We start from the raw sequence: 25,259 nt of genomic DNA on the forward strand, positions 1-25,259 counted from the left end.
GCGACCCCGGTGCCCGGTCGGTTACTTGACGGACCGGGTGGACGCCGGGCCGAAGACCAGGCTGAGGTTGTGCCCGCCGAAGGCGAAGGCGTTGCTCAGCGCGGCGCCCGGCGGTACGGACCGGGCCGCGCCGCGCACGTGGTCGAGCGCGCAGGCCGGATCGGGATCCGTCAGGTTGAGCGTCGGTGGCAGCGTCCCCCGGGCGACCGCGAGCGCGGTCACCACTGCCTCCAACGCCCCTGCGGCGCCCAGGAGATGGCCGGTCGCGCCCTTGGTGGAGCTGACCGCCGGACCGTGCTCGCCGAAGACCGCGCGCAGGGCGGCGGTCTCGGCGACATCGCCCAGTCTGGTGCCGGTGCCGTGCGCGTTGACGTAGCCGATGTCGGACGGCGCCAGACCCGCGTTGGCGATCGCGGCGCGCATCGCGTCGGCCGCGCCCGAGCCGTCCGGTCGCGGCATGGTCGGGTGGTGGGCGTCCGTCGAGGCGCCCCAGCCGGTGAGGTCGGCGTACCCGGCCGCGCCGCGGGCGTCCGCGTGCTCGGCCCGCTCCAGGACGAGGACGGCGCTGCCCTCGCCGAGGACGAAGCCGTTGCGGCGGGCGTCGAACGGCCGGCTGGCCTCGGTCGGATCGTCCCAGCCGGCCGACAGTGCACGGGCGTTGGTGAAGGCGGCGGCGATCGTCGGGTGCAGCGAGGACTCGCTGCCGCCGCAGACCACCACGTCGGCGTCGCCGGCGCGGATCAGCCGCAGCCCCTCGGCGACGGCCTGGGCGCCGGCCGCACAGGCCGTCACGATGGCCGAACTGAACCCCCGGATCCCGTGTTTGATGGCGATCCGGGCGGTGGCCATGTTGGAGAGCATGCCGGGCAGCAGGTACGGGCTGACGCCGGGCCGGCCGCGCTCCAGTCGGCGGTGCGACTGCTGCTCGAAGGTCTCCAGCCCGCCGCCGCCGGTGGCCAGCACCACGGCGGTGCGGTGCGGGTCGGCGTCGCGGCCGACCACCAGGCCCGCGTCGGCGAGCGCGTCGTCGGCGGCGGCGAGGGCGAGCAGCACGAACCGGTCCACGCACCTGGTCTCGGTGGGCGGCAGCACCTCGCGGCCCTCGACGGCGGGTGCCAGACCGGCGGCGGTGAGCCAGCCGTGCGCGGCGTGGCCCTCGGGCAGCGCGCGGATGCCGGAGCGGCCGGCGGTGAGCGCCTCGAAGACCTCGGCCGGCTTCCGGCCGACCGGTGTGACCAGGCCGATCCCGGTGACCACGGCGCCCGGGCGGGCGGTGGCCGCGCTCATCGGGCGGCCACCGAGTCGAGGTAGCGGCGGCGCAGCAGCACCTTGCGGACCTTGCCGGTCGGCCCGAGCGGGATGTCGTCGCCCGCCACCACCAGGACCTGGCGGACGGTGGCCGCCGCGGCCTCGTCGAGGGCCGCGGTGACCGCCTTGGTGCGGTCGGCCGTCGGATCCGCGTCCGCGGTCAGGATCAGCAGGACGTCGGTGACCACCTGGTCGCCGTCCCGGACGGCGACCACCGTGCAGTCCGCCACGTCGGGGCAGGCGGCCAGTACCCGTTCCTCCGACATCGCGGTGAACAGCCGCTTGCCGTCGCCGAGTTCGACCGAGTCCACGGCACGGTCGACGTGGTAGTAGTAGCCCTCCTCGTCCCGGTACATGAGGTCCCCGGTGAGGAAGCGGCCGCGGATCCGGGTGCGGAAGGTCTTGACCGAGTCGTTCCAGTAGCCGAGTGCCAGGGTGGGGGAGGCGGTGGCGAGTTCGCCGACCTCGCCCGTCCCCAGCGGCTCGCCGTCCGGGCCGACCAGCTCGCAGTCGACGAAGGCGTGCGGGCGGCCGACGCAGCGGCCGTAGCGTTCGGTGCCGGGTCCGTGGGTGATGAAGAAGTGCGAGTGGCCCATCTCGGTGGAGCCGAGGCCGTCCACGAACAGCGAGCCGGGCAGCCGGACCCGGCCCTCGCGGGTGACGGCTTCGCGGCTGCCGGCGGCGATCAGCCGGCGGATGTGCACCTCGTGCGCGCAGTCCCCGGTGTTCCACCAGAGCGCGACCGACGACAACTCGCGCTTCGCCAGGTCGTGGTGGGCCAGCTCGGCCCAGGTGGCGGCGAAGCCGATGACACCGGTGGGCCGGCGCTCCTCGATGGCGTCCAGTACACCGGCGCCGGCCTGCCGGGAGAGCAGGTCGAGCCGGGTGTGCGAGCTGAGCGCCAGGTTCACCGCGATCAGGGTGGCGGCGTGCGGCGCGGGCAGTGCGCTGAGCATCCGCTCCTGGCCCTGCGGGCGGGGCAGTCGCAGGCGGTGGCGGATCGCCGCGTACAGGCTCGCGTGGGAGTGGACGACGGCCTTGGGCATCCCGGTGGTGCCGGAGGAGTGCGTGATCGCCACCGGGTCGTCGGACCAGTGCCGGTAGGGGGCGGGGGCGGCGTCCGGGTCGCCCGAGCCGAGCGTGCCGACCTCCGGGAGCAGCGGGGCGCCCGGGTCGTGGCCGGCCAGCGCGGCGAGGTGCGGGGCGTCGGCGAGGATGCCGACGGCGCCGATCCGGGCGATGTAGCGGGCGGCGCGCTCCCCGTCCACGTTCGGGTTCAGCAGCGCCGGGATGGCGCCGAGCCGGGCCAGTGCGAGGAAGGAGAGCACATGGTCGGCGACGTCCGTCGCGTAGACCACCACCGGATCGCGGCGGGTGACGCCGAGGCCGTGCAGGGCCGCCGCCCGGGCCCGGACGGCGCGGTCGAGTTCGCGCAGTGTGAAGGGCTGCCAGGCGGCATGGCCGTCGACCGGGGTGTCGAAGGCCAGCAGTGGTTCGTCCAGTCCGAGGCCCAGGGCCATCCGGCGGGTGAGGACGTTGCCGGCGCCGACGTCGGGGTCGTCCGCGAGAAGGGTGCGGATACTGCGGATGCTCACGGTGGTGAATCCCTCCCATGGTGCTGGGCGTACTTCGGCGGGGCGCGTCGGGTGCGCCGCTCGCTCGATGGCGGTGCGGGCGATACGGGGTGGCGGGGTACGGAGGCGGCGTGGTGTGCGGTGGCGGGGCGGCGCGGGTCAGCCGGCCGTGACCAGGACGGCGGCGGCCCGGTCCGTTTCCCCGGCGGACTCCGCCTGCTCGGCGGCGACGACGAGCACCTGGTCCGCGTCGCCGTCCGCGAGGAGCAGCGCCGCCAGGTCGAGCGCGTCCTGCGGCACCCGGCCGGGTACGGAGTCGGCCGGGCTGATCGACACCACCGGCCCGGTCAGGCCCCAGCGGGCGGCGATGTGTCCGAGCACGGCGTTCGGGTTGGACTGGAAGAACAGCAGGGGCGGCACCCGCCCCCCGGAGGCGGCGGCGTCGTCGATGGCGCGGGCGGTGGCGCGGTCGCCGCCCGCGCTGGCCAGCAGCAGGGCGGTCCGGCCGGGGGCCGGGGCGCTGCCGTGCCGGGCGCGCAGGCAGCGCTCGGCGGTCTCGGCGACCAGCGGATTGAAGGAGGAGGCGGTGAAGCCGGGGATCGGCGGGAGCGGCTCGTGGTGGCCCGGCTCCGGCCAGCGGGCTTCGGCGAGGACGCGCAGTGCGGTCACCGGGTCGCCACCAGGAGTGCGGTGTTGGCGCCGCCGAAGGCGGAGTTGAGCGTCAGCGCGTAGCGTGGCCGGTCGGCGCGCGGGCCGTCCAGCACGAGGTCCAGTCCGACGTCCGGGTCCGGGCCGAGCCAGCCGGCGTTCACCGGGAGCCGCCCGTCGCGCAACGCCCCGATGGTGACGGCGAGTTCGAGCAGGGCGGAGGCCTCCAGGGCGTGCCCGTGGACGGCTTTGCTGGAGCTCACCGGGAGCCGCCCGGCGTGCGCGCCGAACACCTGGTGGAGGGCGTTGGCCTCGGCCCGGTCGGACAGCGGCGAACCGGTGCCGTTGGCGTTGACGTAGCCGACCTCGTCCGGGGCGAGGCCCGCCCGGGCGAGCGCGGCCCCGACGGCGCGGGCGACGCCGTCGCCGCTCGGCTCCGGGCGGCAGACGTGGTGGGCGTCCCCGGACCGGCCCCAGCCGGCCAGCCGGGCGAGCACGGGTGCGCCGCGCAGCTCGGCCCGCGGCTCCGCCTCGACGACCACGGCGGCGGCCGCGTCGCCGAGCAGGGTGCCGGTCCGGCCGGCGCTGAACGGGCGCAGCTCGCCGTCCCGGGCCAGCGCCCGGCCGGCGTCGAAGGCGGCGAAGACGCCCGGCTCCACCAGGTGGCCGGCGGCGACCAGCACCCGGGGGTGGCGGCCGGCGGCCACCAGGGCGGCGGCGTCGGCCACGGCGGTGCCGGCGGCGACGCAGGCACCGGTGTAGACGCGGGTGACGCCGGCGGTCCCCCAGGCGGCGGTGGCTCCGGCGGCGACGGCGGCGGTGACGGCCCGGGTGCGGAGGTCACTGTGCAGCGCGAGCAGGACGGGCATGCCCTCCCGGTCCGCCGCGGCCCGGCCGTCGCCGTCGGGGCCGTCACCGCCGCGCCCGGCGGGCAGGCCGGCCTGGCGGCAGGCCTGGTCCACCGCGGCGAGGACGGCGTCGGCCAGCGGCACCGGCTCGGCCAGCAGCGCGGCCCGGGTGGTCCGGCGCGCGGAGACGTCGAACCTGGTCACCGTGGTAAACGCGGTCTTGCCGAGGGCGGCCGCGTCGGTGAGCGCGTCCAGCCCGGTGCCGGCCGCGCTGAGCACGCCGACACCGGTGACCACGGGCCGGACGGCGGGCGGGGCGTGGCCGGTCATGACTGCGCGACCCCTGCGGTCCGTTCCAGCGGAGCGCCGGCGGCCGCCGCGAGGACGGCGGAGCGGAGCACCTCGACGGCGTCGTCCACCGTCCGGATCGCCTCGAAGCGTTCGTCGTCGAGATCCGGCTCGATGCCGTAGCGCTGCTCGAACTCGGCTATCAGCCAAGTGAGTTCGAGGGAGCCGAGTTCCTCGGGGACGGTGTCGGCGGCGCGCTGCCCGAACGCCGCCAGGATCGTCAGTACCTCGGCCCGGTCGGGGAGGACGGGCTCGGTCACGCGGGGCTGCCCGAGGTGGCGGTGACGGCGGCGAAGCGCTTGGCGACGTCGGCGGTGAACTCGTCGAGCGTCATCAGCGCGGTGCTCTCCATCTCGTCGAAGTCGAACTTGATCCCGAACTCGTCCTCGACCTGGACCGAGAGGTCGGCCAGCGCGAGCGACTCCAGGTCGAGCCCGGCCGGGCCGAGGTCGGTGTCGCCGGTGACCTCGGAGACGTCGTACTGCATCTCGGTCAGGGCGGCGAGGACGAACTCGCGGATGCGGTCCTGCATGGTGTGCTCCTGTACTCGCGCGCAGCGGCGCGCGGATCGTCGGGGGAGAAGCAAGCGGCGGGGAGAAGCGGTGGGGAGTCGGGGACGCGGCGGTCCGGGTGCGGCGGGTCTGTCCGGCGCCGCCCGGCGGGGCCGGTCAGCGGGGCGGTTCGGCGGCGGTCGCCCGCAGGGCGGCCGGGTCGCGCAGCAGCTTTCCGGTGGCGGTGCGCGGGAGTTGCGGGAGGAAGGACAGCCGGCGGGGCCGCTTGTAGGCGGCGAGCCGCCGGGTCAGCCCGTCCCGGACCAGCGCGTGGTCGGCGTCCTGGTCGGCGGCGAGGTACGCCTCGATGGCGCCCTCGTCGAAGACCACGACGGCCTCGCGGACCTGGGGCAGGGCGGCCAGGATCAGTTCGACCTCGGTGAGGTCCACCTTCAGCCCGCCGATCGAGACCTGGGAGTCCCGCCGGCCCAGCACGGTGACCAGCCCGGTGGCCCGGTCCAGCTCCGCGGCGTCGCGGGTGTGCAGCCAGCCGTCCGACCACCGGGTCGGGTCGTCCAGCCCAGGGTACGGCGAGGCGGCCGTGCCCAGCTGCAACTCGCCTGCCACCAGGCGCAGTTCCATGCCGTGCACGGGACGCTTCGCCGGGTGCAGCGTGCCGTCCAGATCGGTGGCGATGACGCCGAGCTCGGTCATCCCGTACATGGTGCCCAGCGGTACGCCGTACCGGGCGGTGAAGGCCGCCGGCAGGCCCGGGCGGACCAGCTCCCCGGCCACCACCATCCGGCGCAGCCGTGGCAGCGCCGGCGGCGCGGCCGCACCGGCCAGCAGTTCGGCGTGGAAGGGGACACCGATCACGGTGGTCGGCCGTTCCCCCTCGTCGCCGACGGCGGCCAGGATACCCGCCGCCGTCATCCGCTCCGGCACGGTGAGCGGCGCGTGGGCGTACAGGCTGTTCAACAGTCCGCCGACCAGTCCGAGCACGTGCACCACCGAGGAGAGCAGCACCACCCGCTCGCCCTCGCCGGGGAAGTCCGCCAACCGCCGGTAGCAGTCGAGTTCACGGAGCAGGTCGCCGGCGGTGCGGGCGATGACCTTGGCCGGGCCGGTGGACCCGGAGCTGAGCTGGACCAGCGCGTGGCCGGTCCGGGCAGGTCGCCCGCCCGGTAGCCGGACGGCCACCGGCTCGACCTCGGAGAAGCCGCGCAGCGCCGCCGAGGGCCGGTGCTCGGACCCTACCAGCACCTGCGGGGTCAGCCGTTCGACCGCCAGGGCGATCTCGTGGTCGGTCAGCCGGTGGTCCAGCAGGGTTACCTGGGCGCGCAGTTGCCAGCAGGCGAGCAGCGCGGCGACGAAGCCCAGGGAGGGCGGCAGTCGCAGCGCCGCGGTGCCGCTGGGGCCGAGGCCGGCCGCGGTCAGCCGGGCGGCCTGCTCGTCGACCAGGGCGCGCAGGGTGGCGCGGTCGACGGGTGTGCCGAAGCGCAGGCACTCCGCGTCCTCGGGGCCGGCCAGCAGGAACCGCGCCACCCAGTCGTCCGGGGCGTCGGCGTGCGGCGGTGAGGAGGGTGGAAGTGCGGGGAGGGAAATGCCGGTCAACGCCACTCCACGGAGAGGAGATTTGACATGGACGCCGTTCTCAAACCAATACGGTCAATTCCGTTGCCAGACCTTTGCACAGACGTTTGGTCAAATCAAGGTCTATACCAATCTGGTCCGTACCTTCTACGCTGCCGAAGCGGGACTGGTCCGAGCGCGGCCGTCCGGGAACGAGGATGCCCGTGGGACTACTCACGCTGGCCGGGATGGAGCGCGCGGCGCGCGCCCAACTACCACCGGAAATATGGGACTTCATCGAGGGTGGCAGTGGATCCGAACGCACCCTGGCGGCCAACCGGGAAATGTTCGGTCACTATGCACTGCGCCCCCGCACGCTGGTCGACGTCTCGACCTGCTCGACCGCCGTCCCGCTGCTCGGAACCGAGCTCCGGACGCCACTCGCAATTGCCCCGATGGCCTACCACCGGCTGGTCCATTCGGACGGGGAAACCGTGACCGCCCGGGCAGCCGGCCGGGCCGGCGCGGTGCTGGTCGCCGGAATCTTCGCCAGCCGCAGCCTGGAGTCCATCGCGGCCGCGGCCACCGGGCCGCTCTGGTTGCAGCTCTACTGGCTGCGCCGGCGCGACGCGCTCGCCGCCCTGATCGAGCGGGCCGAGGCAGCCGGCTTCGCCGCGCTCATGCTGACCGTGGACGCGCCCCGGATCGGCCGCCGGCTGCGCGACCTGCGCAACGGCTTCGCCGTTCCGCCGGACATCCGCGCCGTCAACCTCGACCCCGCGCTGATGGCCGCCAGCCACCGGGCCGACGTGGGCTCCTCCGGCATCGCCGAGCACGCCCTGGAGCAGTTCGACCCCAGCCTGACCTGGTCCGACCTGGCCTGGCTGCGGGCCCGCACCCGCCTCCCGCTGGTCCTCAAGGGCATCCTGACCGCCGAGGACGCCCGGCTCGCCGCCGAACACGGGGTGGACGCCGTGGTGGTCTCCAACCACGGCGGCCGTCAACTGGACGGCGCGGTCCCGGCGCTGGCGGCGCTGCCCGAGGTGGTCGCCGCGCTCCCGCCGGAGGTCCCGGTGCTGCTCGACGGCGGCGTCCGCACCGGCACCGACATCGCCGTCGCCCTCGCGCTCGGCGCCCGGGCCGTCCTGGTCGGCCGCCCCGTGCTGTGGGGGCTCGCCGTCGACGGCGAGGCGGGCGTGGTCCGCGTCCTCGACCTGCTCCGCGACGAACTGGAGCACACGCTGGCCCTGCTGGGCCGGCCCACCCTCGCGGACCTGGACCACAGCGCCCTCGCGCCCTGGCCCACCGCCCCCGCGCCCCGGCCCACCGCCTGACGGCGCGACCCCGGCCCCCCGCCCCACCGCGCGGCCCCCGCCCATCCCCCCGCGCCCGGCCCACCGCCCCACCGCGCGGCCCCGCACCGAGCTCCGGACCGAAGTTCCGGGCCGAAGCACCGCACGCCCGACAGAGAGACCGACGACATGAAGAACCAGGACGCCTTCCCCGGCTGGGACTGGGACGACCCGGACGGCCTCGCCGTCCGCCTCGACGCGTTCAGCGCCGACGTCGCCACCTGCGAGAAGCTCGAACCGGCCGCCGGCGGCCTCCCGCGGGACCACCAGGGCTTCCGCGAACTCGGCATCACCGGCATCGAGTTCGCCGCCTTCCGGACGGCCCACCCGGAGGGCCTCGGCACCGACCTGACCGCCCTGCGCAGCCCCGGCGCCAGTACCGAACCCGGCACCCTCTACCGCGTCGACGGCGACCGCTGGTTCACCCAGCTCGACATCGGCCGCCCGCTGCCCTTCGCGGACGCCAGCGTGGACTGGGTCTACGCCGAGCACCTGATCGAGCACGTCACCATGCCGGTCGCGATCGGCTGGCTGCGCGAGGCCCGGCGGGTGCTGCGCCCCGGCGGCGTGCTGCGCGTCACCACCCCCGACCTGGCCCGCTACCTGGTCGGCTACGCGACCGACGACGGCTTCCTCGCCAAGCACCGCCGGCGCCTCACCACCATGGGGTTCGGACCGCCGATGCCGCCGCGCCCGGCCTTCCTGGTCAACCAGATCTTCCGGTACTACGGCCACCAGTGGATCTACGACCTGGACGAGCTGCGGCACGTCCTCACCCAGGCCGGCTTCGAGGCCGACGCGATCCGCCACTGCGCCTACCGGCAGGGCGTCCGCGCCGACGTCGCCGACCTCGACACCGCGTTCCGCACCGACGAGACGATCTACGTCGAGGCCGACCGCTAGGGAGTGCCGGCAGAGTCCCGCCTGATCCGACGCGACTTTGCCAGCACCCCCAGGACTTGTCCGACACTCCCCGCCGCGCTTCTCCTTTGCGACGCGAACTGCTCGGACAAGCCCCAGGACTCCCCTCCGCGAGCCTGTCCGGGCGTGACCGACCGGGCAGGCTCCGAGCAGGAGCGCCCGACCCCCGCCGTCCGATGGGATGACCATGCCCTTGCACCCCCAGGCCCAGGCCCTGCGCGAACGCCGTGCGCAGGCCGGCACACCCCCGCTCTACAGCCTCACCCCGGCCCAGGCCCGCGCCGCCGACCTCGCCGACATCCGGTCCGCCGCCGGCACCCCCGAGCCCGTCGCCGCCGTCGAGGAGCACCGGATCCCCGGCCCCGGCGGCGAGCTCGCCCTGCGGCTCTACCGCCCCGAGCCGGCCGGCCGGCCGCTGCCCGCGCTGCTCTACCTCTTCGGCGGCGGCTGGACCCTCGGCTCGCCCGACACCAGCGACGCGATCTGCCGCCGGCTGACCAACGCCGTCGGCTGCGTCACCGCCTCCGTCGGCTACCGCCTGGCCCCCGAGCACCCCTTCCCCGCGGCCGTCCACGACTGCCGCGCCGCCGCCCGGTGGCTGGCCGGGAACGCCGACGCCCTCGGCGTCGACCCGGCCCGGCTGGCCGTCGGCGGCGACAGCGCCGGGGGCAACCTCACCGCCGCCCTCACCCTGCTCGCCCGGGACGAGGGCGGCCCGGCCCTGCGCCACCAGCTGCTGGTCTACCCCAACACCGACCACCGCGCGGTCGCCGCCGCGCCGCCGGAGCGGCACGACGACCCGCTGCTCTTCAACCGCCGCTCGGTGGCCTGGTACTGGGGCCACTACCTGGCCGATCCCGCCGACGGCGACCACCCCTACGCCTCCCCGCTGCGCGCCCCGAGCCTGGCCGGGCTGCCGCCCGCCACCGTGATCACCGCGGAGTACGACCCGCTGTGCGAGGAGGGGGAGCACTACGCCGACGCGCTGCGGGCGGCCGGCGTCCCGGTCGAGTCCCGCCGGTTCGCGGGCATGCCGCACGGCTTCTTCGCCATGACGGGCGTCCTGGACGCGGCCGGCGAGGCCCAGCGGTACGCCGCCGAGCGGCTGCGCGAGGCCCTGCGGTGACCGCCCTCCGCCCGCTCGCCCCGCCCGACGCCCCGGCCGTCGAGCCCCTCGCGCTGTCCGGACTGCACGCCTCGCTGTCGGATCCGCTGCTGGACGCGATGACCTTCCTCAACGAGGTCACCACCCGCTACCCCGGGGCCGTCTCCTTCGCCCCCGGCCGCCCGTACGAGGGCTTCTTCGAGCCGGAGGACGTCCACGGCCACCTGGACGCCTATCTGGACCACCTGGCGGCCCGCGGCCTCGACCGGGACGCCGTGCGCACCACGCTGTTCCAGTACGGCCCGACCAAGGGCGTCATCGCCGACCTGGTCGCCCGCACCCTGGCCAACGACGAGGGCCTCACCGTCGCCCCCGAGTCCCTGGTGCTCACCGTCGGCGCCCAGGAGGGCATGCTGCTGACGCTGCGCGCCCTCTGCGCCGGCCCGCAGGACGTCCTGCTGGTCAGTTCGCCCTGCTACGTCGGCGTCACCGGCGCCGCCCGGCTGCTCGACCTGACCACCGTCCCGGTGCCCGAGGGCCCCGACGGCGGCCCCGACCCGCAGGCCGTCCGGGCAGCCGCCCGGGCCGTCCGGGCCGGGGGCGGGCGGCCGCGGGCCCTCTACGTGGTGCCCGACTTCGCCAACCCTTCGGGCACCAGCATGCCCGTCGGCGCCCGGGCGAGGCTGCTGGAGACCACCGCCGCGGAGGGGCTGCTGGTCATCGAGGACAACCCGTACGGCTTCTTCGCCCGCGACCCCGGCGAGCGGCCGACCCTGAAGGCGCTGGACCGCCGCCGGCAGGTCGTCTACCTCGGCTCCTTCGCCAAGACCTGCTTCCCCGGCGCCCGGCTCGGCTACGTCGTCGCCGACCAGGAGGTGGCCGGCCCCGGCGGCCGGCGCTCGCTGCTCGCCGACGAGCTGGCGAAGCTGAAGAGCATGACGACGGTGAACACGCCCGCGCTCAGCCAGGCCGTCATCGGCGGCATGCTGCTGCGCCACGACTGCCGGCTGCGCGTCGCCAACGCCCGCGCGACGGCCTACTACGCGGCCAACATGACGGCGCTGCTGGGCGCGCTGGAGCGGGAGTTCCCGGCGGCGGAGCGCGGGCGGCTGGGCCTGTCCTGGAACGAGCCGGAGGGCGGCTTCTTCGCCGTGCTGACGGTGCCCTTCACGGCCGACGAAGCGGCCATGGAGCGGTGCGCCAGGGACTTCGGAGTGCTCTGGACGCCGATGGCGCCGTTCTACCCGGCGGGCGGGGGAGAGCACCGGCTCCGGCTCTCGGTCAGTTCGCTGACGGAGCACCAGATCGACGCGGGCGTCGCCGAGCTGGCCCGCTTCATCCGGGCGCAGGCCCGGTAGCGACACGGACGAGGGCGGGGCCGGGGCTCGAAGAAGCCCCGGCCCCGCCCTCGTACCGCATGGGGGATCGCGCGGGGCTCAGCGCACCCGGGTCGAGAACAGGCGGGCCGACCAGTACACGGACACCACCGTCATCAGGACGACCACCAGCAGCCCCTGCCAGACCACGCTGTCCCCGACATGGCCGGAGAACAGCGCCCGCATGCCTTCCACGGCCCAGTAGAAGGGGTTCCACTTGGCCACGTTCTGCAGCCACACCGGCGCCAGCACCAGCGGCAGCAGGACGCCGGAGAGCAGCGCGATCGGCTGCGCGAGGGTGTTCACCACCGGCGCCATCGCCTCGTCGGCCGGGAGCACCAGCGCGATGCCGTAGGAGATCGCCGAGGTCATCAGGGCCAGCAGGCCGAGCAGCAGGTACGCCAGCAGCAGGTCCAGCGGTGCCACCCGCAGCCCGAACGGCAGCGCGATCAGGGTGATCAGGACGGCCTGGACGAGCAGCGCCACCGTCTCGCGCAGCGCCCGGCCGAGCAGCAGCGCCAGCCGGCTCACCGGGGTCACCCGGGACCGTTCGATGATCCCGGCCTTCAGCTCGCCGAGCAGGCTGAAGCCGGTGTACAGGCCGCCGAAGATGCAGAGCACCGCCAACAGGCCCGGTACGTAGATCTGGTAGGCGTCGGCGTAGGTGATCGCGCCCATCGGCGCCAGCACCGTCTTGAGCAGCGGGGCGAACAGCAGCAGGTAGAAGAGGGGCTGGATCAGCCCGACGGCGATCCAGATCGGGGTTCGCCACATGATCAGCAGCTGTCGCTGGAAGACCAGCCAGGTGTCGCGGGCGAGCTTCATGGGGGCCTCTCGGGGATCAGTGCTCAGGACTGCTCGATGGAACGGCCCGTCCGGGCCAGGAACACGTCGTCCAGGCTGGGCCGCTGCAGCTGCACGGTGCCGGGCACGACGCCCGCCCCGTCGAGGGCGCGCAGCAGTCGCGGGATCGCGGCCGCGCCGTCGTCGAGGTAGAGCCGCAGGTCGTCCTCGCCCTGGGTCTCCAGGCGGTGGAGGTACGGCTGTTCCCGCAGTGCCTTGGTGGCGCGTTCGGCCTCGCCGGCCGCCAGGCCGACCAGGACGACGTCGCCCGAGATCTCCCGCTTCAGGCTCTCCGGGGTCCCCTCGGCGACGACCTCGCCGTGGTCGACGATCGCCACCCGGTCGCAGAGCGCGTCGGCCTCCTCCAGGTAGTGCGTGGTCACCACGACGGTCAGGCCCTCGGCGTTCAGGCGGCGGATCTCCGCCCACACCTGCACCCGGCTGGCCGGGTCGAGCCCGACGGTGGGTTCGTCGAGGAAGAGCACCCGCGGCGCGTGGATGACGCCCAGTGCGATGTCCAGCCGGCGGCGCTGGCCGCCCGAGTAGGTGCGGCACGCGCGGTCGCCGAACTCGGTGAGCCCGAAGGCCTTCAGGGCCTCCTCGGCCCGCTGCTGGGCCAGGGTCTTGCGGGCGCCGTACATCCGGGCCTGCATCACCAGCTCCTCGCGGGCGGTGACGGCGTCGGCGGTGCCGCCGCCCTGGGCGACGTAGCCGATCCGCTGCCGGACTCCGGCCGGGTCGGTCAGCAGGTCGGCGCCGGCGATCCGGACCGCACCGCCGTCCGGCCGGATGAGGGTGGCGAGCATGCGCAGGGTGGTCGTCTTGCCGGCGCCGTTGGGCCCGAGAAAGCCGAAGATCTCGCCTGCGGCCACGTCCAGGTCGATGCCGCGGACGGCGTCGACGGCAGCCTGGCCGCGTTGTTTGGACGGATAGGACTTGCGAAGTCCTTTGGTCTCGATCAACCAGAACTCCCGTGCGGGGATGGATGTGCCACGTCGACGACGTCCAGCGCACACAGGGCTGGACGGTCCGTGCGGGGAAGGTGGCCGGGGCACCTGGGAAGCGGTGCTTCGCGCCACACTAGGGTCTGCGGCGCCCCGGATACAATGGCCTAGACCAATGGATTCGATCGTTCTGCCCCGGTTCCGACCAGCGCCTCCAGTCGGTCGGCCGCCGTCAGGGCCCCGCCGCCGGAACGCAGTTCGGCGCCCACCCGGGCGGCCGCCGCGCGGTGCTCCGGTGCGTCGAGGACGGTGCGCAGCGCGGCCGCCAGGCCCTCGGGCGTGACGCGCGCGAACGGCACCCGCAGCCCGGCGCCGGCCGCCGCCACCTGGGCCGCGACGAACGGCTGGTCGTGTCGGATGGGCGCGGTGACCAGCGGGATCCCGTGTGCCAGCGCCTCGCCGACGGTGTTCATCCCGCCGTGGCACAGCACCGCGTCCAGCGCTCCCCGCGCCATCAGCTCCAGCACCGGCGCCCGGTCCACGGCCACCGCGTGGCGGGGCAGTTCGGGCAGCAGCGCGGCGGGCGCGGCGATCACCGGCTGGACGTCGTCCCCGCACAGCGCCAGGGCCCGGACGGCCCGGGCGTGGAAGTCCGCGCCGAGGTCTCCGGCCAGCGTCCCCATGGTGACCAGGACCCGGCGCCGGCCCGGCTCCAGCCGTTCCCAGGGGAAGGCCGGGTCGGCCGGCCGTTCGGCGAGCACCGGGCCGACCAGGGCGTAGTGCGCGGGGAGCGGCGCCGGACCGGCCAGCGCGGGACCGGTCGTCGCCAGGACGAGGGCGGGGGAGAAGCGCGGGTCGGTGTACTCCTCCTCCGGCAGTCCGGCCCGTCGCCAGAGCCCGGTGAGCAGCCCGGTCATCCAGGCCTCGACCTTCGGCAGCGCCCGGAACGGCCGCCCCAGCTCCATCGCGCCCGGCGCCAGGCTGGCCCACGGCAGACCGTGCCGGTGGGCGACCAGCGCGCCCGCGGGCGTGTGCTGGTCGACCAGCAGCGCGTCCGGCCGGTACTCCCGCGCCGCCGCGTCCAACGGCTTCGCGGTGAACCGCGCGTAGGGAACGATGAAGCCCTCCCAGAGCGAGCGCAGGGCGGCCAGTCCGTGCCCGCCCTGCGCCCGGAACGCCCGGGTGCCCGTCCCCAGGACGACCGCCCCGGGGCCGAGCAGCGGCCGCAGGACCGACTCGGTGCCGGTCCAGGCGACCTCGTGGCCGCGCGCGGCCAGCTCGCGGGCGATCCCCACGACCGGATTGACGTGTCCCGTCAACGGCGGTACCACCAGCAGGAATCGGCTCATCGGACGGGCTCCTCGGCGGGCAGCAGCCGTTGCACCTCGGCGACGGTCAGGGCTTCCAACTCGGCCAGGTCCAGCCCGGCACGGTGTGCGGCGAGGCCGGCGGTTGCCCCGAAGTGCCCGCACAAAAGGGCATCGAGCACCGTCAGTTCGTACTCGTCCAGCATCAGATCGGCGTCCAGCCGGGCCTGCGGGGTGACCAGCGCGGCCCACTCGGGCGGCGCGCCCGCGGCCTGGGCCAGCAGGGCGACCAGCTCCGGACGGACCTGGGCGGCGGAGGATTCGGGTTCGGAAGAGGTCATGGGGGCTCCACCTGCTCGACGGCACGGGGGCGGATTGGGACTGCGAAGGGCCCGAGATCACTTGTGCGACCCGTCGGGCGTCGGAATACTAGCCCGCGTGACAGCACTGGAGGCAGTGGCCGTCCACCTCCCCCACCACACCGTGCCCATTGAGGCAGTGGGCGAGCGGATCGGCCTGACCCCGCGTCAACTTCGACTCTTCCGCCGTTTCCACGGACTGGACCAGCTGCGGCTGGATCCGGACGGGAAGCTGCCCGACCTGCTCGGCGCCGCCGTCGAGGCCTTACCGGAGCTGCGCGGACGCGAACGGCACGTCCGTTTCGTGATCCACGCCCGCAGCATGCCGGTGGCGGTGCCGTACCCGCTCAACCCCCTGCACGACCTGCTCGGCCGGTACGGCCTGGCGCACGCCTCGGCCTTCACGGTGACCCACCACGCCTGCGCGGTGGGTCTGCTGGCCGTCGACCTGGCCGGCCGCCTGCTCGCCGGGCAGGACGACCCGGAGGCCCTGGCGCTGGTGCTGGCCGGCGAGAAGACCTTCACCAAGGACGCCCAGGTGGTGCCCGAGACCGGGATCTTCGCCGAGGGCGCGGCCGCCTGCCTGGTCCGGGCCACCGGCGAGCGCAATCGGGTGCTCTCCTACGCCGTCCGCCACCGCCCCGAGTTCGACGGCCGCCTGGCCGGGGACGCGGACCTGCTGGCGCGCTACCAGCGGGAGTACCCGGTGGTGATGATCGAGGCGATCGAGGCCGCCCTCGACCAGGCAGGTCTGGACCTCTCGGACCTCGCCCTGGTGCTCCCGCACAACGTCAACCAGGCCTCCTGGCGGATGATCTGCCGGCGGATCGGGTTCCCGGTGGAGAAGGTCGTGCTGGACAACGTGCGCTCCGTCGGGCACAGTTTCGCTGCAGACAGCCTCATCAATCTCCACACCGCCACCACGCGGGGGCTGCTCCACCGGGGCGACCGCTACCTGATCGCCGCCGCCGGTGTCGGAGCCACCTTCTCCGCCATGGCCGTCGAACACTGACGCATCGTCGTTTCGGCGCACCCGGGCGACGCAGCGGCACGGCGAGGACGACCACGCCTCCGCCCGCCGCACCCATTCACCTCTCACGCACGACGGGACGGGACATCCATGCCAGAACCCGCGGTCCAGACCACTGATGTCGAGCTGCGCGACCGGATCCTGCGGAGCATCGGCGAGCTGCTGCCGCGCGTCCTCAAGCGCGACCTCCCCGAGATCCCCGAGAACGCCTGCCTCTTCGACGACCTCGGCCTGACCTCGGCCGGCACTATCGAGCTGATCCTCGAAGTCGAGGAGACGCTGGACATCCAGGTCGACGTCGAGCAGATCGGCGAGGACGACCTGCGCTCGGTGACCAGCCTGGCCGACTACGTCGCCGGGCACATCATCCCCGAGGACTGACCGGGTGGCCGCCGATTCCGCGCCGCCGCTCGCGCTGGGCGTCACCCGGATCCTCGCGCGGTCCTTCGACGGCAGGTCGGAGACCTCGCTCGACCCGGACCTGCGGGTGTTCGTCACGGACCTGGTCCGGCCCTACGGCCTGCCGGTGCGGGAGGACCTCCTCGCCGAGGGCGTCGGCCACTCCTACGAGGAACTGGCCGAGGGCCTGCTGGCCGAGGCGCTCGCCGACGGCGTGCCGGTGGACCTGCTGATCCTCGCCTTCGACTCGCCCGACGTGCGCCCGGGGGCGCCCAGCTCGCTGGCGCTCAGCCGGTCCTGCCCGGGCACGCCGCTGGCCTTCGCCCTCTGCGACCAGGGGTCGGCGGTGGCCTTCAGCGCCCTGCGGGTGGCCGCCGAGTACCAGCGCACCGGGGCGTGCCGGCGGGCGGTGGTGGTACTGGCGGAACAGACCGCGCTGCACTACCGGCCGGCGGCACCGGTCGACCTGCCCGAGCGGCACAGCGTCGTCGTGCTCGTCCTGGACGAGACCGCCGACGTGGAACTGACTGTGCGTCAGTTCTCCGCGCTCGACGGCCGGAAGGCGGCCGAGGTGGTCGGCGCGGAGGTCGGAACCCTCGGGGCCGACGCGGCCGTCCTGCTGGGCTCAGGCCTGGCGGCCGAGCCGGTCCCCGAGGTGGCCGCCGCGACCGGCCTGCCGTTCGCCGGTCTGCCGTTCACCGGCCTGCCGTTCACCGGTCTCTGGGCGGAGCTGGCCGAGCGACTGCCCGAGTGGCAGGAGAAGGGGCGGCCGGTGCTGGCCGCCGGGTTCGACCGCAGGCTGGGTGTGCTGAGCACCCTGACCCTTCGGGCCGGCCCGTGACGGCGGGTCCGGCCACCGCCACCGCCTCCACGTCCACCTCAGCCTCCGATGTCGCCTCCACGTCCGACACCGCCTCCACGCCGGACAGCGCCGACCGAGTCGACCGGATCGACCTCTGGACCATCCCCACCGACCAGCCGGACGAGGTCGTCCGGAGCCTGCGAAGCCTGCTGGACCGTGACGAACTCGCCCGCGCCACCGGCCGGGGCCCCGCCCGCGACCCGGTGGCCGGCCGGCGGTTCACCGTGGTGCACGGCGTCGTCCGGCTGCTGGTGGCCGAACGCCTCGGCCTGCACCCCGCCGAACTCGCCTGGCGGTACGGCCCGCACGGCAAACCCGAACCGGCGGTGGGGCACGAGCGGGTCGGCGTCAGCTACTCCGGCTCCGGCGCCCTGGCCGTGCTGGCCCTGACCGCGGGGCGGCCGGTCGGTGTCGACGTCGAGGAGGTCCACGACGCCCGGGTGGCCACCCGGGTGGCCGAGCGCTACTTCCCGGGAGCCGAGGCGGAGTTCCTCGCCCGGTCGGCCTCGCCCGCCGTGCTGGCCGAGCGCTTCACCACTCTCTGGTGTCGCCGGGAGGCCTGCGTCAAAGCCTACGGCGGCCGACTGGTGCAGGGCTTCGGGCTGCCGCTGGCCGGCCCGGCCCCGCTGCGCCTGGCCCACCCGGGCACGCTCGGCGAGGGCCCCTGCCTGCTCGACGACGTCCCGGTGCCCGGGCCGTTCCGCGCCGCCGTGGCGGTGCTCGGGGAGCAGCCGTTCCGGCTGCGCCGGCACCGCTGGAAGGCTTTGTCAGAGGCCTGTCAGCCCTTCTGGCAACGGAACTGACGGCCAGTCGGCGCTCCCAGAAATCTGGTCTGTACCACTTCGCCGGGCCGCTGATAGCGTCCCGACCCGCACTCCGCTCCAACCCCAGGCCGGCCGAAGGGCGCGTACGACGTGAGAGAGACCAGCCGGCGGATCACCGTCCGGTACAGCGGCGCGAGCAGCGGCTTCGGGCCGCTGACCCTCGGCCAGGACAACATGATCCGTTGCATCCGGCGGGACCGACCCGAGCAGATCAACAAGGAATCCGTCTGGCCGGTCCCCGACGGGACGACCCTGACGGCCGCGCTCGACGCCATACGCCGGCTCGTCGAACGGCACGACTCGCTGCGGACGGTGTTCCCGCCCGGCCCGGGGCCGGACGCCTTCCCCGAGCGCCAGCTGGTCTGCGGCGAGGGCGAGTTCGGCGTCACCGTGGTGGACAGCCGGTCGACCGGCGGGGCGGCGGGGATCGACGCGCTCGCCGAGGAGCTGGGCCGGGCCGACGTCGCCGTCCCGTTCGACCTGGCGGCCGGGCCCCGGCTCCGGTTCACCCTGCTGACCGAGGACGACCACCCGCTCCGGCTGGTGGTGGTCGTCTGCCACGCGGGTGCGGACGGCGCCGCGACGACGCTGCTCATCGAGGACTGGTTCGCCCTCGCGGCCGGCAAGGAGCTCCCGCCCGTCACCGCCCGGACGCCGCTGGAGGTGGCCGCGGTGGAGCAGAGCGACCAGGGCCGGCGCAAGGCCGCCGCCGCGCTGCGGCACTGGCAGAAGGTCCTGTCCACCGCGCCGCAGGCCGCCTTCGCGGACTCCCGGATCACCGGCCCGCCGGACGGCGTCGCCGCCGTCGTCCTGCGCTCGCGGCAGGCCGCCGCCGACCTGCTCGCCACCGCGCGGCGCACCGGCGCGAGCCCCTCCGTCGTCCTGCTGGCGGCCTTCGCGGTCCTGGTGGCCCGCCGGGCCGGCCGCGGCGACCTGGTGATGTCGGCGCTCTCCGCCAACCGCCAGCGCGCCGCGATGGCCGACCACATCGGCACCCTCGCCCAGGACGCCCTGATCGCCCTGGACACCGACGCGGCCGACCTCGACGAGGTGATCGGCCGGGCCAAGGCGGCGTCGCTCGCCGGCTACTGGCACAGCACCCTCCCGGCGGGCGCCGTCTGGCAGCTGATCGAGGACGTCGCCCATCTGCGCGGCTCCCGCTTCGCCCGCCAGGTCGTGGTCAACGACCTGAGCATGACCATCCCCGAGGCGATGTCCGACGCCCGCCCGTCCCCGACGAGCGACCCCGAACTGACCTGGCTGCCGGACCAGCCGGTCGCCGTCCGGCTGATGTTGAACATCCTGCGGACCTCGAACAGCCTGGAGTTCGCACTGGTCGCCTGCCCGCAGGTGCTCGACCGCGAGGAGACCGGCCGTTTCGCGCTGGCCCTGCCCGCGCTGCTCGAAGCCGCCGCCCGGGGGCCGGTCCCGCTCGTCGGTCTGCCCGCGCTGACCGGTCTCGGCGGCGCCGTCCGGACCGGTGCCTGGCAGCGGATCGAGAACTCCTGGGTGGACCTGGACGCCGTCCGGGCCCTGGTCGTCGACGCGCTCGGCACCGCCACCCGGGTCGACTTCGTCGACGGCCGTCTGATCGCCCGGATCGCCACCGACGACCCCGGGTTCACCCCGCTGGTCGCCCACCGCACGGTGATCGAGGCCTTGCCCGGCCGGGACACCGCGATGGCCCCGCAGCACTACGTGGTCCATGCCGCCGCCCACCCGGCCGGCCCGCCGTGCTGGGACGACGCGACGGTGGTGGCCGAGGGCTCCGGCCGGTGCCCGGAGATCGCCGGCCGCCTCGCCCCGCGCTGAGCGCCCGGGGCGGGCGCCGCCCGGCGCCCGCCCCGGGCGGAGGTCGCCGGCCCGGGGACTCACCCGAACGGGGCCGGGCCGTCCCACCGCCCGGTTCACCCCTGCGCGCCGTCCCAGGAACAGGCCGAGGTCGCACCCGAGGTCAGCCCCCACGGGCTGGGTACGTCACCGCTCCGGTCCGGGTCGCCGTGGTCGGCGTCGCCGTGGCCCGGGTCGCCCTGGCGCGGCAGGCGGTCGATCACCTCGACCAGCGCCGGGGGCAGTTGCGGCGCCAGGCCCCGGTGGCAGCGCGAGAGCACGTCCCGCCGGACGTCGTCCGGCAGCAGCGGCCGGTCCACCCGCGGCGGGGTCGGTCCGCGCGGGCGCGCTCCCGGCGGGCCCAGGGCGTCGGCGAGCTGGTCGGACCAGGCCCGCCAGTAGTCGGCGTCGTCGGTCTCGCCGTACCGCAGGTGGTACAGGTGCAGGCAGTACGCCGCCGTGCCGCTGCCCGATCCGGCGGCGAACCGCCACCAGAACTCGGCGCCCTCCTCGCGGCCGGTGGCGTAGAGCAGGGCGGCGAACACCTCCGCTCCCTCCGGCTGGATCCGCCGCGCGTTGACCAGCAGGTCCAGCCCCCGGGCCGCGTCCGGGGTGCCCAGCACCAGGGCGACCACCAGGCCCAGCTCGAAGGCGGCCTGCTCGTGCTCGGACGGCAGGTGGGTGGGCGCGGCCGTGAGCCTGGCCAGGCGCAGTGCGGCGATCCGCTCGGCGTGCGCCCGTTCGGGCCGGGGGATGTGCAGGGGCGCCGTCCCGCCCTCGTCCGGTGACACGGCGGCCGGGGGCGTGGCCGGTGCGGCGGGCGCCTCGGCCGGGGGCCGGGGGATCACTGCTCGCCTCCCCGGTCCGGCAGTTCGCGCACACCGAGCCGTCTGGCCAGCCGCTCGCGGGCGTGCCGGAGGTTGGAGTGGACGGTGGCGACGGGTCGGCCCAGATAGGCGCCGATCACCTTGACGTGCAGCCCGAGCAGGTACCGCAGGACGACCACGTCCCGCTGCCGGTCGGGGAGTTCGAGGATCGCCGCATAGAGCCGGACCTCGTCCGCCTCGCTGTGCAGCAGGCCGTTGGCGACATCCTTGAACGCTCCGATGACGGCCTCGAAGGTGACCGCCTCCACGTCGACCCGCTCCTCGCCGGACACCCAGTCGGCGACATGACGGTTCGCCAGACGCCAGGCGTGCGCGGCCGGTTCCTCGAACCGCAGGACGTGGGCCCAGTGCCGGGCGAGGTCCTCCTTGACCGCCTCGACGATCAGCGCCGCGTCCGCGCGGTTGCCTATCCGGGTCAGGGCGAGGGCCCGCCAGGCCGGCTCATGGGTCTCGCAGAACGCCGAATAGGCGAGCTCCAGGCGGATGTTGGCGTACTCCGGGCCGCTGTACCCGTGCTCGTCGGCGTCCCCGTGGCCGTCCCCCCGGCGGCCGCCCCCGCCCGGGCCCGCCAGTGCCGGCCCTCCCCGGTGCCCGAGCACCCGGACACCCCTGTCGATCGTCATCGAACCTGCCTTCCACCGCCGCCGACCGACCGCCGGCCGCCCGAGGGTGCGGGCCCCGTGCCCGCGGGCCCCATTCCACCAGGTTTCGTCACCGCAGGCGTTTGTGCGAATACCGACAGTCATTGCGTCCGATCTACGGATCATCGGCTAGCGGAACTCCACGGACCGGAAGGGTGGTTGACGGGCCGGTAGCGTGGGCAACGATGGGTGAGTCCTGCGGCGGGGGAGAGCGATGAGCCTTTACGACGGTGTCGACCTACGACTGAACGTGCCGCACTCGGCCCGGATGTACGACTACTTCCTGGGCGGCATCACCAACTTCGCCGCCGACCGCGAGGCGGCCGGCCAGGCGCTCGCCGCGCTCCCCTGGGTGCGCGCGACCGCGCGCGCCAACCGTGCCTTCATGCACCGCTCGACGCGCGCCCTCGCCGAGGCCGGCCTGGACCAGTTCCTCGACATCGGCACCGGCATCCCCACCTCGCCCAACCTGCACGAGATCGCCCAACGGGTGAACCCGCGGGCCCGGGTGGTCTACGTCGACAACGACCCGATCGTGCTCTCGCACGCCCAGGCGCTGCTCACCGGGGCCCGCGAGGGCCGCACCGCGTACGTCGAGGCCGAGCTGACCGAACCGGCGGCGCTGCTCGCCGCACCCGGCCTGCGGGACACCATCGACCTCGCCCGCCCGGTCGCCCTCTCCCTGAACGCCGTCCTGCACTTCGTCCCCGACGACCCCGACGACCCCGACGACCCCGACGACCCCGACGCGCCCGACGGCCCCGTCGCGCCGGACGGCCCCGACGGCGCCGCGGGGCAGCGCGCCCACGCGATCGTCGAACACCTGAAGGCCGCCCTCGCGCCCGGCAGCGCCCTGGTGCTCTCCCACGTCACCGCCGACTTCGCGCCCGAGGAGATCGCCCGGCTGGCCGGCATCTACCGCGCCGCGGGCGCCCCCGGCCAGGCCCGCGCGCACCATGAGATCGCCCGGTTCTTCGACGGCTGGACGCTCCTCGCCCCCGGGCTCGTCCCCACCCCGCGCTGGCGCCCCGCCGGCCCCGAGGACACCGCCGTGTCCGACACCGAGGCCTCCCTCTACGCGGCCGTGGCCATCAAGCCGTGACACCGGCGCGCCGGCCCGCGCCGGTGCGGCGCCCTCCGTGCCCGCACCCCGTGCGGGTGCGCCCGCACGGGACCAGACTGGTCGTGGAGCCCGCCCCGAGGAGCGAGGAGAGTCATGCTGCTCGGACTCACCACCGCCCTGGTCGCGACCGTCTGCTTCGGCTTCGGCTCGGTCTTCCAGGCGCGCGGCGCACGGTCGGCGCCGCGGTCGGACCGGGTGCGGGTCGGGCTGCTCGCCGCCCTGGCGCGCTCCTGGCAGTTCCTGCTCGGGACGGCGCTGGACATCGGCGGCTTCGTGCTGAGCGTCGTCGCGCTGCGCAGCCTGCCGCTCTTCCTGGTCCAGGCGGTCACCAACGCGGGTCTGGCGGTGACGGCGCTCGCCGCGGTCTGGCTGCTCGGCGCCCGGCTGCGGCGCGGCGACGTGGCCGCGATCGTGGCCGTGGTCGCCGGGCTCACCCTGCTGGCCCTCGGCTCCGGGCGGGAGGGCCGTGAGTACGCCGCGCCGGCCTTCCACTGGGCGCTGCTCGGGACCACCGTCCTGATGCTGCTGCTCACCCTGGTGCTGGCCCGCCGGGGCGGCGGCGCCGCGGCGGCCGGTCTCGGCCTGCTCGCCGGGGTCGGCTTCGGCGTGACCAGCCTGGCCGTCCGGGTGCTCGACGTCGGCGGGGTGGCCGACGTGCTGACCGACCCGGCGGCGTACGGGCTCGCCCTGGGCGGCCTCGGCGGCTACCTCGCGTACGCGCTCGCGCTGCAGCGGGGCACCGTGACGGCGGCGACGGCGGCCGGGACGGTGACCGAGACCTTCGGTCCGGCCCTGGTCGGCGTGGTCGCGCTGGGCGACGCGGCGCGGCCGGGCTACGCCTGGTGCGCGCTGGTCGGCTTCGCGGTGGCGGTCGGCGGCACCTTCGTGCTCTCCCGCTTCGGCGAGGTGGAGGCCGAGGTGCGGCCGGTCGCGGCGGCGGCCGACGGCCGGAGCGAGGCGGCCGCGATCCCACCCCGGTAGCCCGGACGGCGCCCCCGTGCGAAGGTGACTTGCCGGACAAAACGGACGGCCAGGTGTGGGAAGGACGGGAGCAGCCATGGTGGACGAAGGCCGTCACCGGCCCCGGCGGCCGGACCGGCCCGGGGCCCCTGCCGCCGGGCCGCCGGTGGCGCTGGTCACCGGAGCCTCCTCCGGCATCGGCGCGGCCACCGCCGCCCGACTCGCGCCGTCCGGCTGGCAACTGCTGCTCTCCGGCACCGACCGCACCCGGCTGGACGCGGTCGCCGCCCGCACCGGCGGCCGGGCCCTGCCCCAGGACCTCTCCAAGCCGGACGGCCCGCAGCGCCTCGCCGAGGCGGCCCTGGCCGCCGCCGGGCAGGTCGACGTCCTGATCGCCAGTGCCGGCCTCGGCTGGCGCGGCCCCTTCGCGCAGACCCCCACCGACACCCTGGACCGGATGATCGAGGTCAATCTGGCCGCCCCGCTGCGGCTGGTCCGCCTGCTGCTCCCCGGCATGCTGGAGCGCCGGCGCGGCCGGATCGTGCTCCTCGGCTCGATGGCCGGGCAGGTCGGCGTCCGCGACGAGGCCGCCTACTCGGCCACCAAGGCCGGGCTGGCGATGTTCGCCGAGAGCCTCTGGTACGAGCTGCGCGGTACCGGCGTCGGCGTCCGGATCGTCCTGCCGGGCGCGGTGGACACCCCCTTCTTCGCCCAGCGCGGCACCCCCTACCAGCGTGAACGGCCTCGGCCGGTGACCGCCGAGCGGGTCGCCGAAGCCGTCGTCGGGGCGATCAGCACGTCCTGCGACCGGCCCTTCGTCCCGCGCTGGCTCGGCCTCGCCGCACGCGTCCACGGCGTCGCACCGGGGGTGTTCCGGCGCATGGCGTCCCGGTTCGGCTGACCCGGGGCGGCCACCGATGGACCGGACGCGCACCGCCCGCCGGGCGGCCCTCACCGTGGCGGGCGCCGAGCTGCTCCACCTCGCCCCGGCCGCCGTCCGCCTGCCGCCCGTGCGCCGCACCCTCGCCCGGCGCACGGCCGGGTACGGCGACGCGCCCCGGCACGTCGCGCTGACCTTCGACGACGGCCCCGACCGGCGCAGCACCCCGTACGTCCTGGACGCGCTGGACGGCCTCGGTGTCCGGGCCACCTTCTTCCTGCTCGGCACGATGCTGGAGCGGGCCCCGGAGCTCGGCCGCGAGCTGGTGGCCCGGGGTCACGAGGTGGCCGTGCACGGCTGGTGCCACCGCCCGCAGTGGTACCCGGCCCCCGCCCGCGACCTGCGCGAACTGCGCCGCGCCACGGCGGCGGTCACCGAACTCTGCGCGGCCCGTCCGTCCTGGTACCGCCCGCCGTACGGCGTCCTGGCGGCCGGCCCGGCGCTGGCCGCCCGCCGCCTCGGCCTGCGCACCGTGCTCTGGACGGCCTGGGGCCGGGACTGGACCGAGGACGCCACCGGCGCCTCCGTGTACGCCACCGCCCGCCCCGGCCTGTCCGGCGGCGCCACCCTCCTGCTGCACGACTCGGACTGCACCTCCGCCCCCGACTCCTGGCGCGCCACCCTCGCCGCCCTCCCCCTGATCGCCGCCCACTGCCGCACCCACGGCCTCACCCTCGGCCCACTCCGCGACCACGCCGTCCCGCCCCGCACGGGTCGGACCGGCTAGGGGTGTTGGCAGAGTCCCGCCGGATCAGGCGGGACTCTGC

The 25,259-nt window shown here is 75.3% G+C and carries 26 protein-coding genes; 13 read left to right on the forward strand and 13 right to left on the reverse strand.

Annotation, left to right across the window (positions count from 1 at the left end; translation table 11 throughout):
• Positions 1-21: 21 nt before the first annotated feature.
• The 7 genes from ACFWA9_RS16605 to ACFWA9_RS16635 form a co-directional block, all read right to left on the reverse strand.
• The gene (locus tag ACFWA9_RS16605; protein WP_380387790.1) at positions 22-1,287 is read right to left on the reverse strand and encodes a beta-ketoacyl-[acyl-carrier-protein] synthase family protein; all 1,266 of its coding nucleotides are present in this window, start codon (positions 1,285-1,287) and stop codon (positions 22-24) included.
• On the reverse strand, positions 1,284-2,903 hold the full coding sequence (locus tag ACFWA9_RS16610) for a class I adenylate-forming enzyme family protein (RefSeq protein ID WP_359807071.1): 1,620 nt from the start codon (positions 2,901-2,903) through the stop codon (positions 1,284-1,286). Before ACFWA9_RS16610 ends, ACFWA9_RS16605 begins: the two co-directional genes overlap by 4 nt.
• Positions 2,904-3,041: 138 nt before the next feature.
• Positions 3,042-3,551 (reverse strand): beta-ketoacyl synthase N-terminal-like domain-containing protein, encoded by a 510-nt coding sequence (locus ACFWA9_RS16615; protein ID WP_380387793.1) that lies wholly within the window; start codon positions 3,549-3,551, stop codon positions 3,042-3,044.
• Positions 3,548-4,708: a beta-ketoacyl synthase N-terminal-like domain-containing protein gene (locus ACFWA9_RS16620; protein ID WP_380387796.1), complete on the reverse strand. Its 1,161-nt coding sequence runs from the start codon at positions 4,706-4,708 to the stop codon at positions 3,548-3,550. The genes ACFWA9_RS16615 and ACFWA9_RS16620 overlap by 4 nt, the downstream gene beginning before the upstream one ends.
• A complete protein-coding gene (locus tag ACFWA9_RS16625) occupies positions 4,705-4,986 on the reverse strand; it encodes an acyl carrier protein (protein WP_352294589.1) in 282 nt (93 codons plus the stop codon). The genes ACFWA9_RS16620 and ACFWA9_RS16625 overlap by 4 nt, the downstream gene beginning before the upstream one ends.
• On the reverse strand, positions 4,983-5,258 hold the full coding sequence (locus ACFWA9_RS16630) for an acyl carrier protein (protein ID WP_329491299.1): 276 nt from the start codon (positions 5,256-5,258) through the stop codon (positions 4,983-4,985). The genes ACFWA9_RS16625 and ACFWA9_RS16630 overlap by 4 nt, the downstream gene beginning before the upstream one ends.
• A gap of 136 nt (positions 5,259-5,394) precedes the next feature.
• Complete coding sequence (locus ACFWA9_RS16635; RefSeq protein ID WP_380387800.1) at positions 5,395-6,831, reverse strand: class I adenylate-forming enzyme family protein; 1,437 nt, start codon at positions 6,829-6,831, stop codon at positions 5,395-5,397.
• Between the two features lie 176 nt (positions 6,832-7,007).
• Here ACFWA9_RS16635 and ACFWA9_RS16640 point away from each other — a divergent pair, with 176 nt between their 5' ends.
• From ACFWA9_RS16640 to ACFWA9_RS16655, 4 genes are all read left to right on the forward strand, one after another.
• Positions 7,008-8,123: an alpha-hydroxy acid oxidase gene (locus ACFWA9_RS16640; RefSeq protein ID WP_380387803.1), complete on the forward strand. Its 1,116-nt coding sequence runs from the start codon at positions 7,008-7,010 to the stop codon at positions 8,121-8,123.
• Positions 8,124-8,270: 147 nt separating this feature from the next.
• Positions 8,271-9,044 (forward strand): class I SAM-dependent methyltransferase, encoded by a 774-nt coding sequence (locus tag ACFWA9_RS16645; protein ID WP_380387806.1) that lies wholly within the window; start codon positions 8,271-8,273, stop codon positions 9,042-9,044.
• Positions 9,045-9,249: 205 nt separating this feature from the next.
• A complete protein-coding gene (locus ACFWA9_RS16650; protein WP_380387809.1) occupies positions 9,250-10,188 on the forward strand; it encodes an alpha/beta hydrolase in 939 nt (312 codons plus the stop codon).
• Positions 10,185-11,525, forward strand: coding sequence for a PLP-dependent aminotransferase family protein (locus tag ACFWA9_RS16655; protein ID WP_380387812.1), 1,341 nt, complete (start codon positions 10,185-10,187; stop codon positions 11,523-11,525). The genes ACFWA9_RS16650 and ACFWA9_RS16655 overlap by 4 nt, the downstream gene beginning before the upstream one ends.
• Positions 11,526-11,603: 78 nt before the next feature.
• Here ACFWA9_RS16655 and ACFWA9_RS16660 read toward each other — a convergent pair whose 3' ends face one another.
• The 4 genes from ACFWA9_RS16660 to ACFWA9_RS16675 form a co-directional block, all read right to left on the reverse strand.
• On the reverse strand, positions 11,604-12,368 hold the full coding sequence (locus ACFWA9_RS16660) for an ABC transporter permease (RefSeq protein ID WP_329491305.1): 765 nt from the start codon (positions 12,366-12,368) through the stop codon (positions 11,604-11,606).
• A gap of 23 nt (positions 12,369-12,391) precedes the next feature.
• Positions 12,392-13,348: an ATP-binding cassette domain-containing protein gene (locus ACFWA9_RS16665; protein WP_352294601.1), complete on the reverse strand. Its 957-nt coding sequence runs from the start codon at positions 13,346-13,348 to the stop codon at positions 12,392-12,394.
• Positions 13,349-13,497: 149 nt separating this feature from the next.
• The gene (locus tag ACFWA9_RS16670; RefSeq protein WP_380387816.1) at positions 13,498-14,679 is read right to left on the reverse strand and encodes a glycosyltransferase; all 1,182 of its coding nucleotides are present in this window, start codon (positions 14,677-14,679) and stop codon (positions 13,498-13,500) included.
• Positions 14,676-14,978: a hypothetical protein gene (locus ACFWA9_RS16675; RefSeq protein ID WP_380387819.1), complete on the reverse strand. Its 303-nt coding sequence runs from the start codon at positions 14,976-14,978 to the stop codon at positions 14,676-14,678. The genes ACFWA9_RS16670 and ACFWA9_RS16675 overlap by 4 nt, the downstream gene beginning before the upstream one ends.
• A gap of 97 nt (positions 14,979-15,075) precedes the next feature.
• Between ACFWA9_RS16675 and ACFWA9_RS16680 the strand changes: the two genes are divergently transcribed.
• The 5 genes from ACFWA9_RS16680 (at position 15,076) to ACFWA9_RS16700 (ending at position 19,923) form a co-directional block, all read left to right on the forward strand.
• A complete protein-coding gene (locus tag ACFWA9_RS16680; RefSeq protein WP_359807096.1) occupies positions 15,076-16,008 on the forward strand; it encodes a 3-oxoacyl-[acyl-carrier-protein] synthase III C-terminal domain-containing protein in 933 nt (310 codons plus the stop codon).
• 108 nt (positions 16,009-16,116) lie between these two features.
• Positions 16,117-16,407 (forward strand): acyl carrier protein, encoded by a 291-nt coding sequence (locus ACFWA9_RS16685; RefSeq protein WP_329491311.1) that lies wholly within the window; start codon positions 16,117-16,119, stop codon positions 16,405-16,407.
• Between the two features lie 4 nt (positions 16,408-16,411).
• Entirely contained in the window at positions 16,412-17,266 is an 855-nt protein-coding gene (locus ACFWA9_RS16690; protein WP_380387823.1) for a hypothetical protein, read from the forward strand.
• On the forward strand, positions 17,263-18,090 hold the full coding sequence (locus ACFWA9_RS16695) for a 4'-phosphopantetheinyl transferase family protein (RefSeq protein WP_380387826.1): 828 nt from the start codon (positions 17,263-17,265) through the stop codon (positions 18,088-18,090). Before ACFWA9_RS16690 ends, ACFWA9_RS16695 begins: the two co-directional genes overlap by 4 nt.
• 111 nt (positions 18,091-18,201) lie before the next feature.
• Complete coding sequence (locus ACFWA9_RS16700) at positions 18,202-19,923, forward strand: condensation domain-containing protein (RefSeq protein ID WP_380387828.1); 1,722 nt, start codon at positions 18,202-18,204, stop codon at positions 19,921-19,923.
• Between the two features lie 95 nt (positions 19,924-20,018).
• On the opposite strand, the gene ACFWA9_RS16705 is transcribed toward ACFWA9_RS16700, so the two are convergent.
• Both ACFWA9_RS16705 and ACFWA9_RS16710 read right to left on the reverse strand, forming a co-directional pair.
• Positions 20,019-20,789, reverse strand: a complete 771-nt coding sequence (locus ACFWA9_RS16705) for a hypothetical protein (protein ID WP_380387831.1) — start codon at positions 20,787-20,789, stop codon at positions 20,019-20,021.
• Positions 20,786-21,451, reverse strand: a complete 666-nt coding sequence (locus ACFWA9_RS16710; RefSeq protein ID WP_380387834.1) for an RNA polymerase sigma factor — start codon at positions 21,449-21,451, stop codon at positions 20,786-20,788. Before ACFWA9_RS16710 ends, ACFWA9_RS16705 begins: the two co-directional genes overlap by 4 nt.
• Positions 21,452-21,683: 232 nt before the next feature.
• On the opposite strand from ACFWA9_RS16710, the gene ACFWA9_RS16715 reads away from it, so the two are divergent.
• From ACFWA9_RS16715 to ACFWA9_RS16730, 4 genes are all read left to right on the forward strand, one after another.
• Complete coding sequence (locus ACFWA9_RS16715; protein WP_380387837.1) at positions 21,684-22,571, forward strand: SAM-dependent methyltransferase; 888 nt, start codon at positions 21,684-21,686, stop codon at positions 22,569-22,571.
• A 114-nt stretch (positions 22,572-22,685) separates the two neighbouring features.
• Positions 22,686-23,573, forward strand: a complete 888-nt coding sequence (locus ACFWA9_RS16720; RefSeq protein ID WP_352294623.1) for a hypothetical protein — start codon at positions 22,686-22,688, stop codon at positions 23,571-23,573.
• Between the two features lie 76 nt (positions 23,574-23,649).
• Positions 23,650-24,453 carry an SDR family NAD(P)-dependent oxidoreductase gene (locus tag ACFWA9_RS16725; protein WP_352294624.1) on the forward strand — a complete coding sequence of 268 codons (804 nt, stop codon included), beginning with the start codon at positions 23,650-23,652 and terminating at the stop codon, positions 24,451-24,453.
• 16 nt (positions 24,454-24,469) lie between these two features.
• Positions 24,470-25,219, forward strand: coding sequence for a polysaccharide deacetylase family protein (locus tag ACFWA9_RS16730; RefSeq protein WP_380387841.1), 750 nt, complete (start codon positions 24,470-24,472; stop codon positions 25,217-25,219).
• The last annotated feature ends 40 nt before the right edge of the window (positions 25,220-25,259 follow it).

The sequence above is a fragment of the Kitasatospora sp. NPDC059973 genome, assembly GCF_042737525.1.
In the GTDB taxonomy this organism is placed as follows: domain Bacteria; phylum Actinomycetota; class Actinomycetes; order Streptomycetales; family Streptomycetaceae; genus Kitasatospora.

What these genes read in the sequence shown, in the direction of transcription:
- ACFWA9_RS16640 (WP_380387803.1), top strand. Translation starts at nt 7,008, where the DNA reads ATGCCCGTGGGACTACTCACGCTGGCCGGGATGGAGCGCGCGGCGCGC.
- ACFWA9_RS16650 (WP_380387809.1), top strand. Translation starts at nt 9,250, where the DNA reads ATGCCCTTGCACCCCCAGGCCCAGGCCCTGCGCGAACGCCGTGCGCAG.
- ACFWA9_RS16730 (WP_380387841.1), top strand. Translation starts at nt 24,470, where the DNA reads ATGGACCGGACGCGCACCGCCCGCCGGGCGGCCCTCACCGTGGCGGGC.
- ACFWA9_RS16660 (WP_329491305.1), bottom strand. Translation starts at nt 12,368, where the DNA reads ATGAAGCTCGCCCGCGACACCTGGCTGGTCTTCCAGCGACAGCTGCTG.
- ACFWA9_RS16710 (WP_380387834.1), bottom strand. Translation starts at nt 21,451, where the DNA reads ATGACGATCGACAGGGGTGTCCGGGTGCTCGGGCACCGGGGAGGGCCG.
- ACFWA9_RS16620 (WP_380387796.1), bottom strand. Translation starts at nt 4,708, where the DNA reads ATGACCGGCCACGCCCCGCCCGCCGTCCGGCCCGTGGTCACCGGTGTC.
- ACFWA9_RS16630 (WP_329491299.1), bottom strand. Translation starts at nt 5,258, where the DNA reads ATGCAGGACCGCATCCGCGAGTTCGTCCTCGCCGCCCTGACCGAGATG.
- ACFWA9_RS16675 (WP_380387819.1), bottom strand. Translation starts at nt 14,978, where the DNA reads ATGACCTCTTCCGAACCCGAATCCTCCGCCGCCCAGGTCCGTCCGGAG.
- ACFWA9_RS16725 (WP_352294624.1), top strand. Translation starts at nt 23,650, where the DNA reads ATGGTGGACGAAGGCCGTCACCGGCCCCGGCGGCCGGACCGGCCCGGG.
- ACFWA9_RS16645 (WP_380387806.1), top strand. Translation starts at nt 8,271, where the DNA reads ATGAAGAACCAGGACGCCTTCCCCGGCTGGGACTGGGACGACCCGGAC.
- ACFWA9_RS16715 (WP_380387837.1), top strand. Translation starts at nt 21,684, where the DNA reads ATGAGCCTTTACGACGGTGTCGACCTACGACTGAACGTGCCGCACTCG.
- ACFWA9_RS16670 (WP_380387816.1), bottom strand. Translation starts at nt 14,679, where the DNA reads ATGAGCCGATTCCTGCTGGTGGTACCGCCGTTGACGGGACACGTCAAT.
- ACFWA9_RS16720 (WP_352294623.1), top strand. Translation starts at nt 22,686, where the DNA reads ATGCTGCTCGGACTCACCACCGCCCTGGTCGCGACCGTCTGCTTCGGC.
- ACFWA9_RS16685 (WP_329491311.1), top strand. Translation starts at nt 16,117, where the DNA reads ATGCCAGAACCCGCGGTCCAGACCACTGATGTCGAGCTGCGCGACCGG.
- ACFWA9_RS16605 (WP_380387790.1), bottom strand. Translation starts at nt 1,287, where the DNA reads ATGAGCGCGGCCACCGCCCGCCCGGGCGCCGTGGTCACCGGGATCGGC.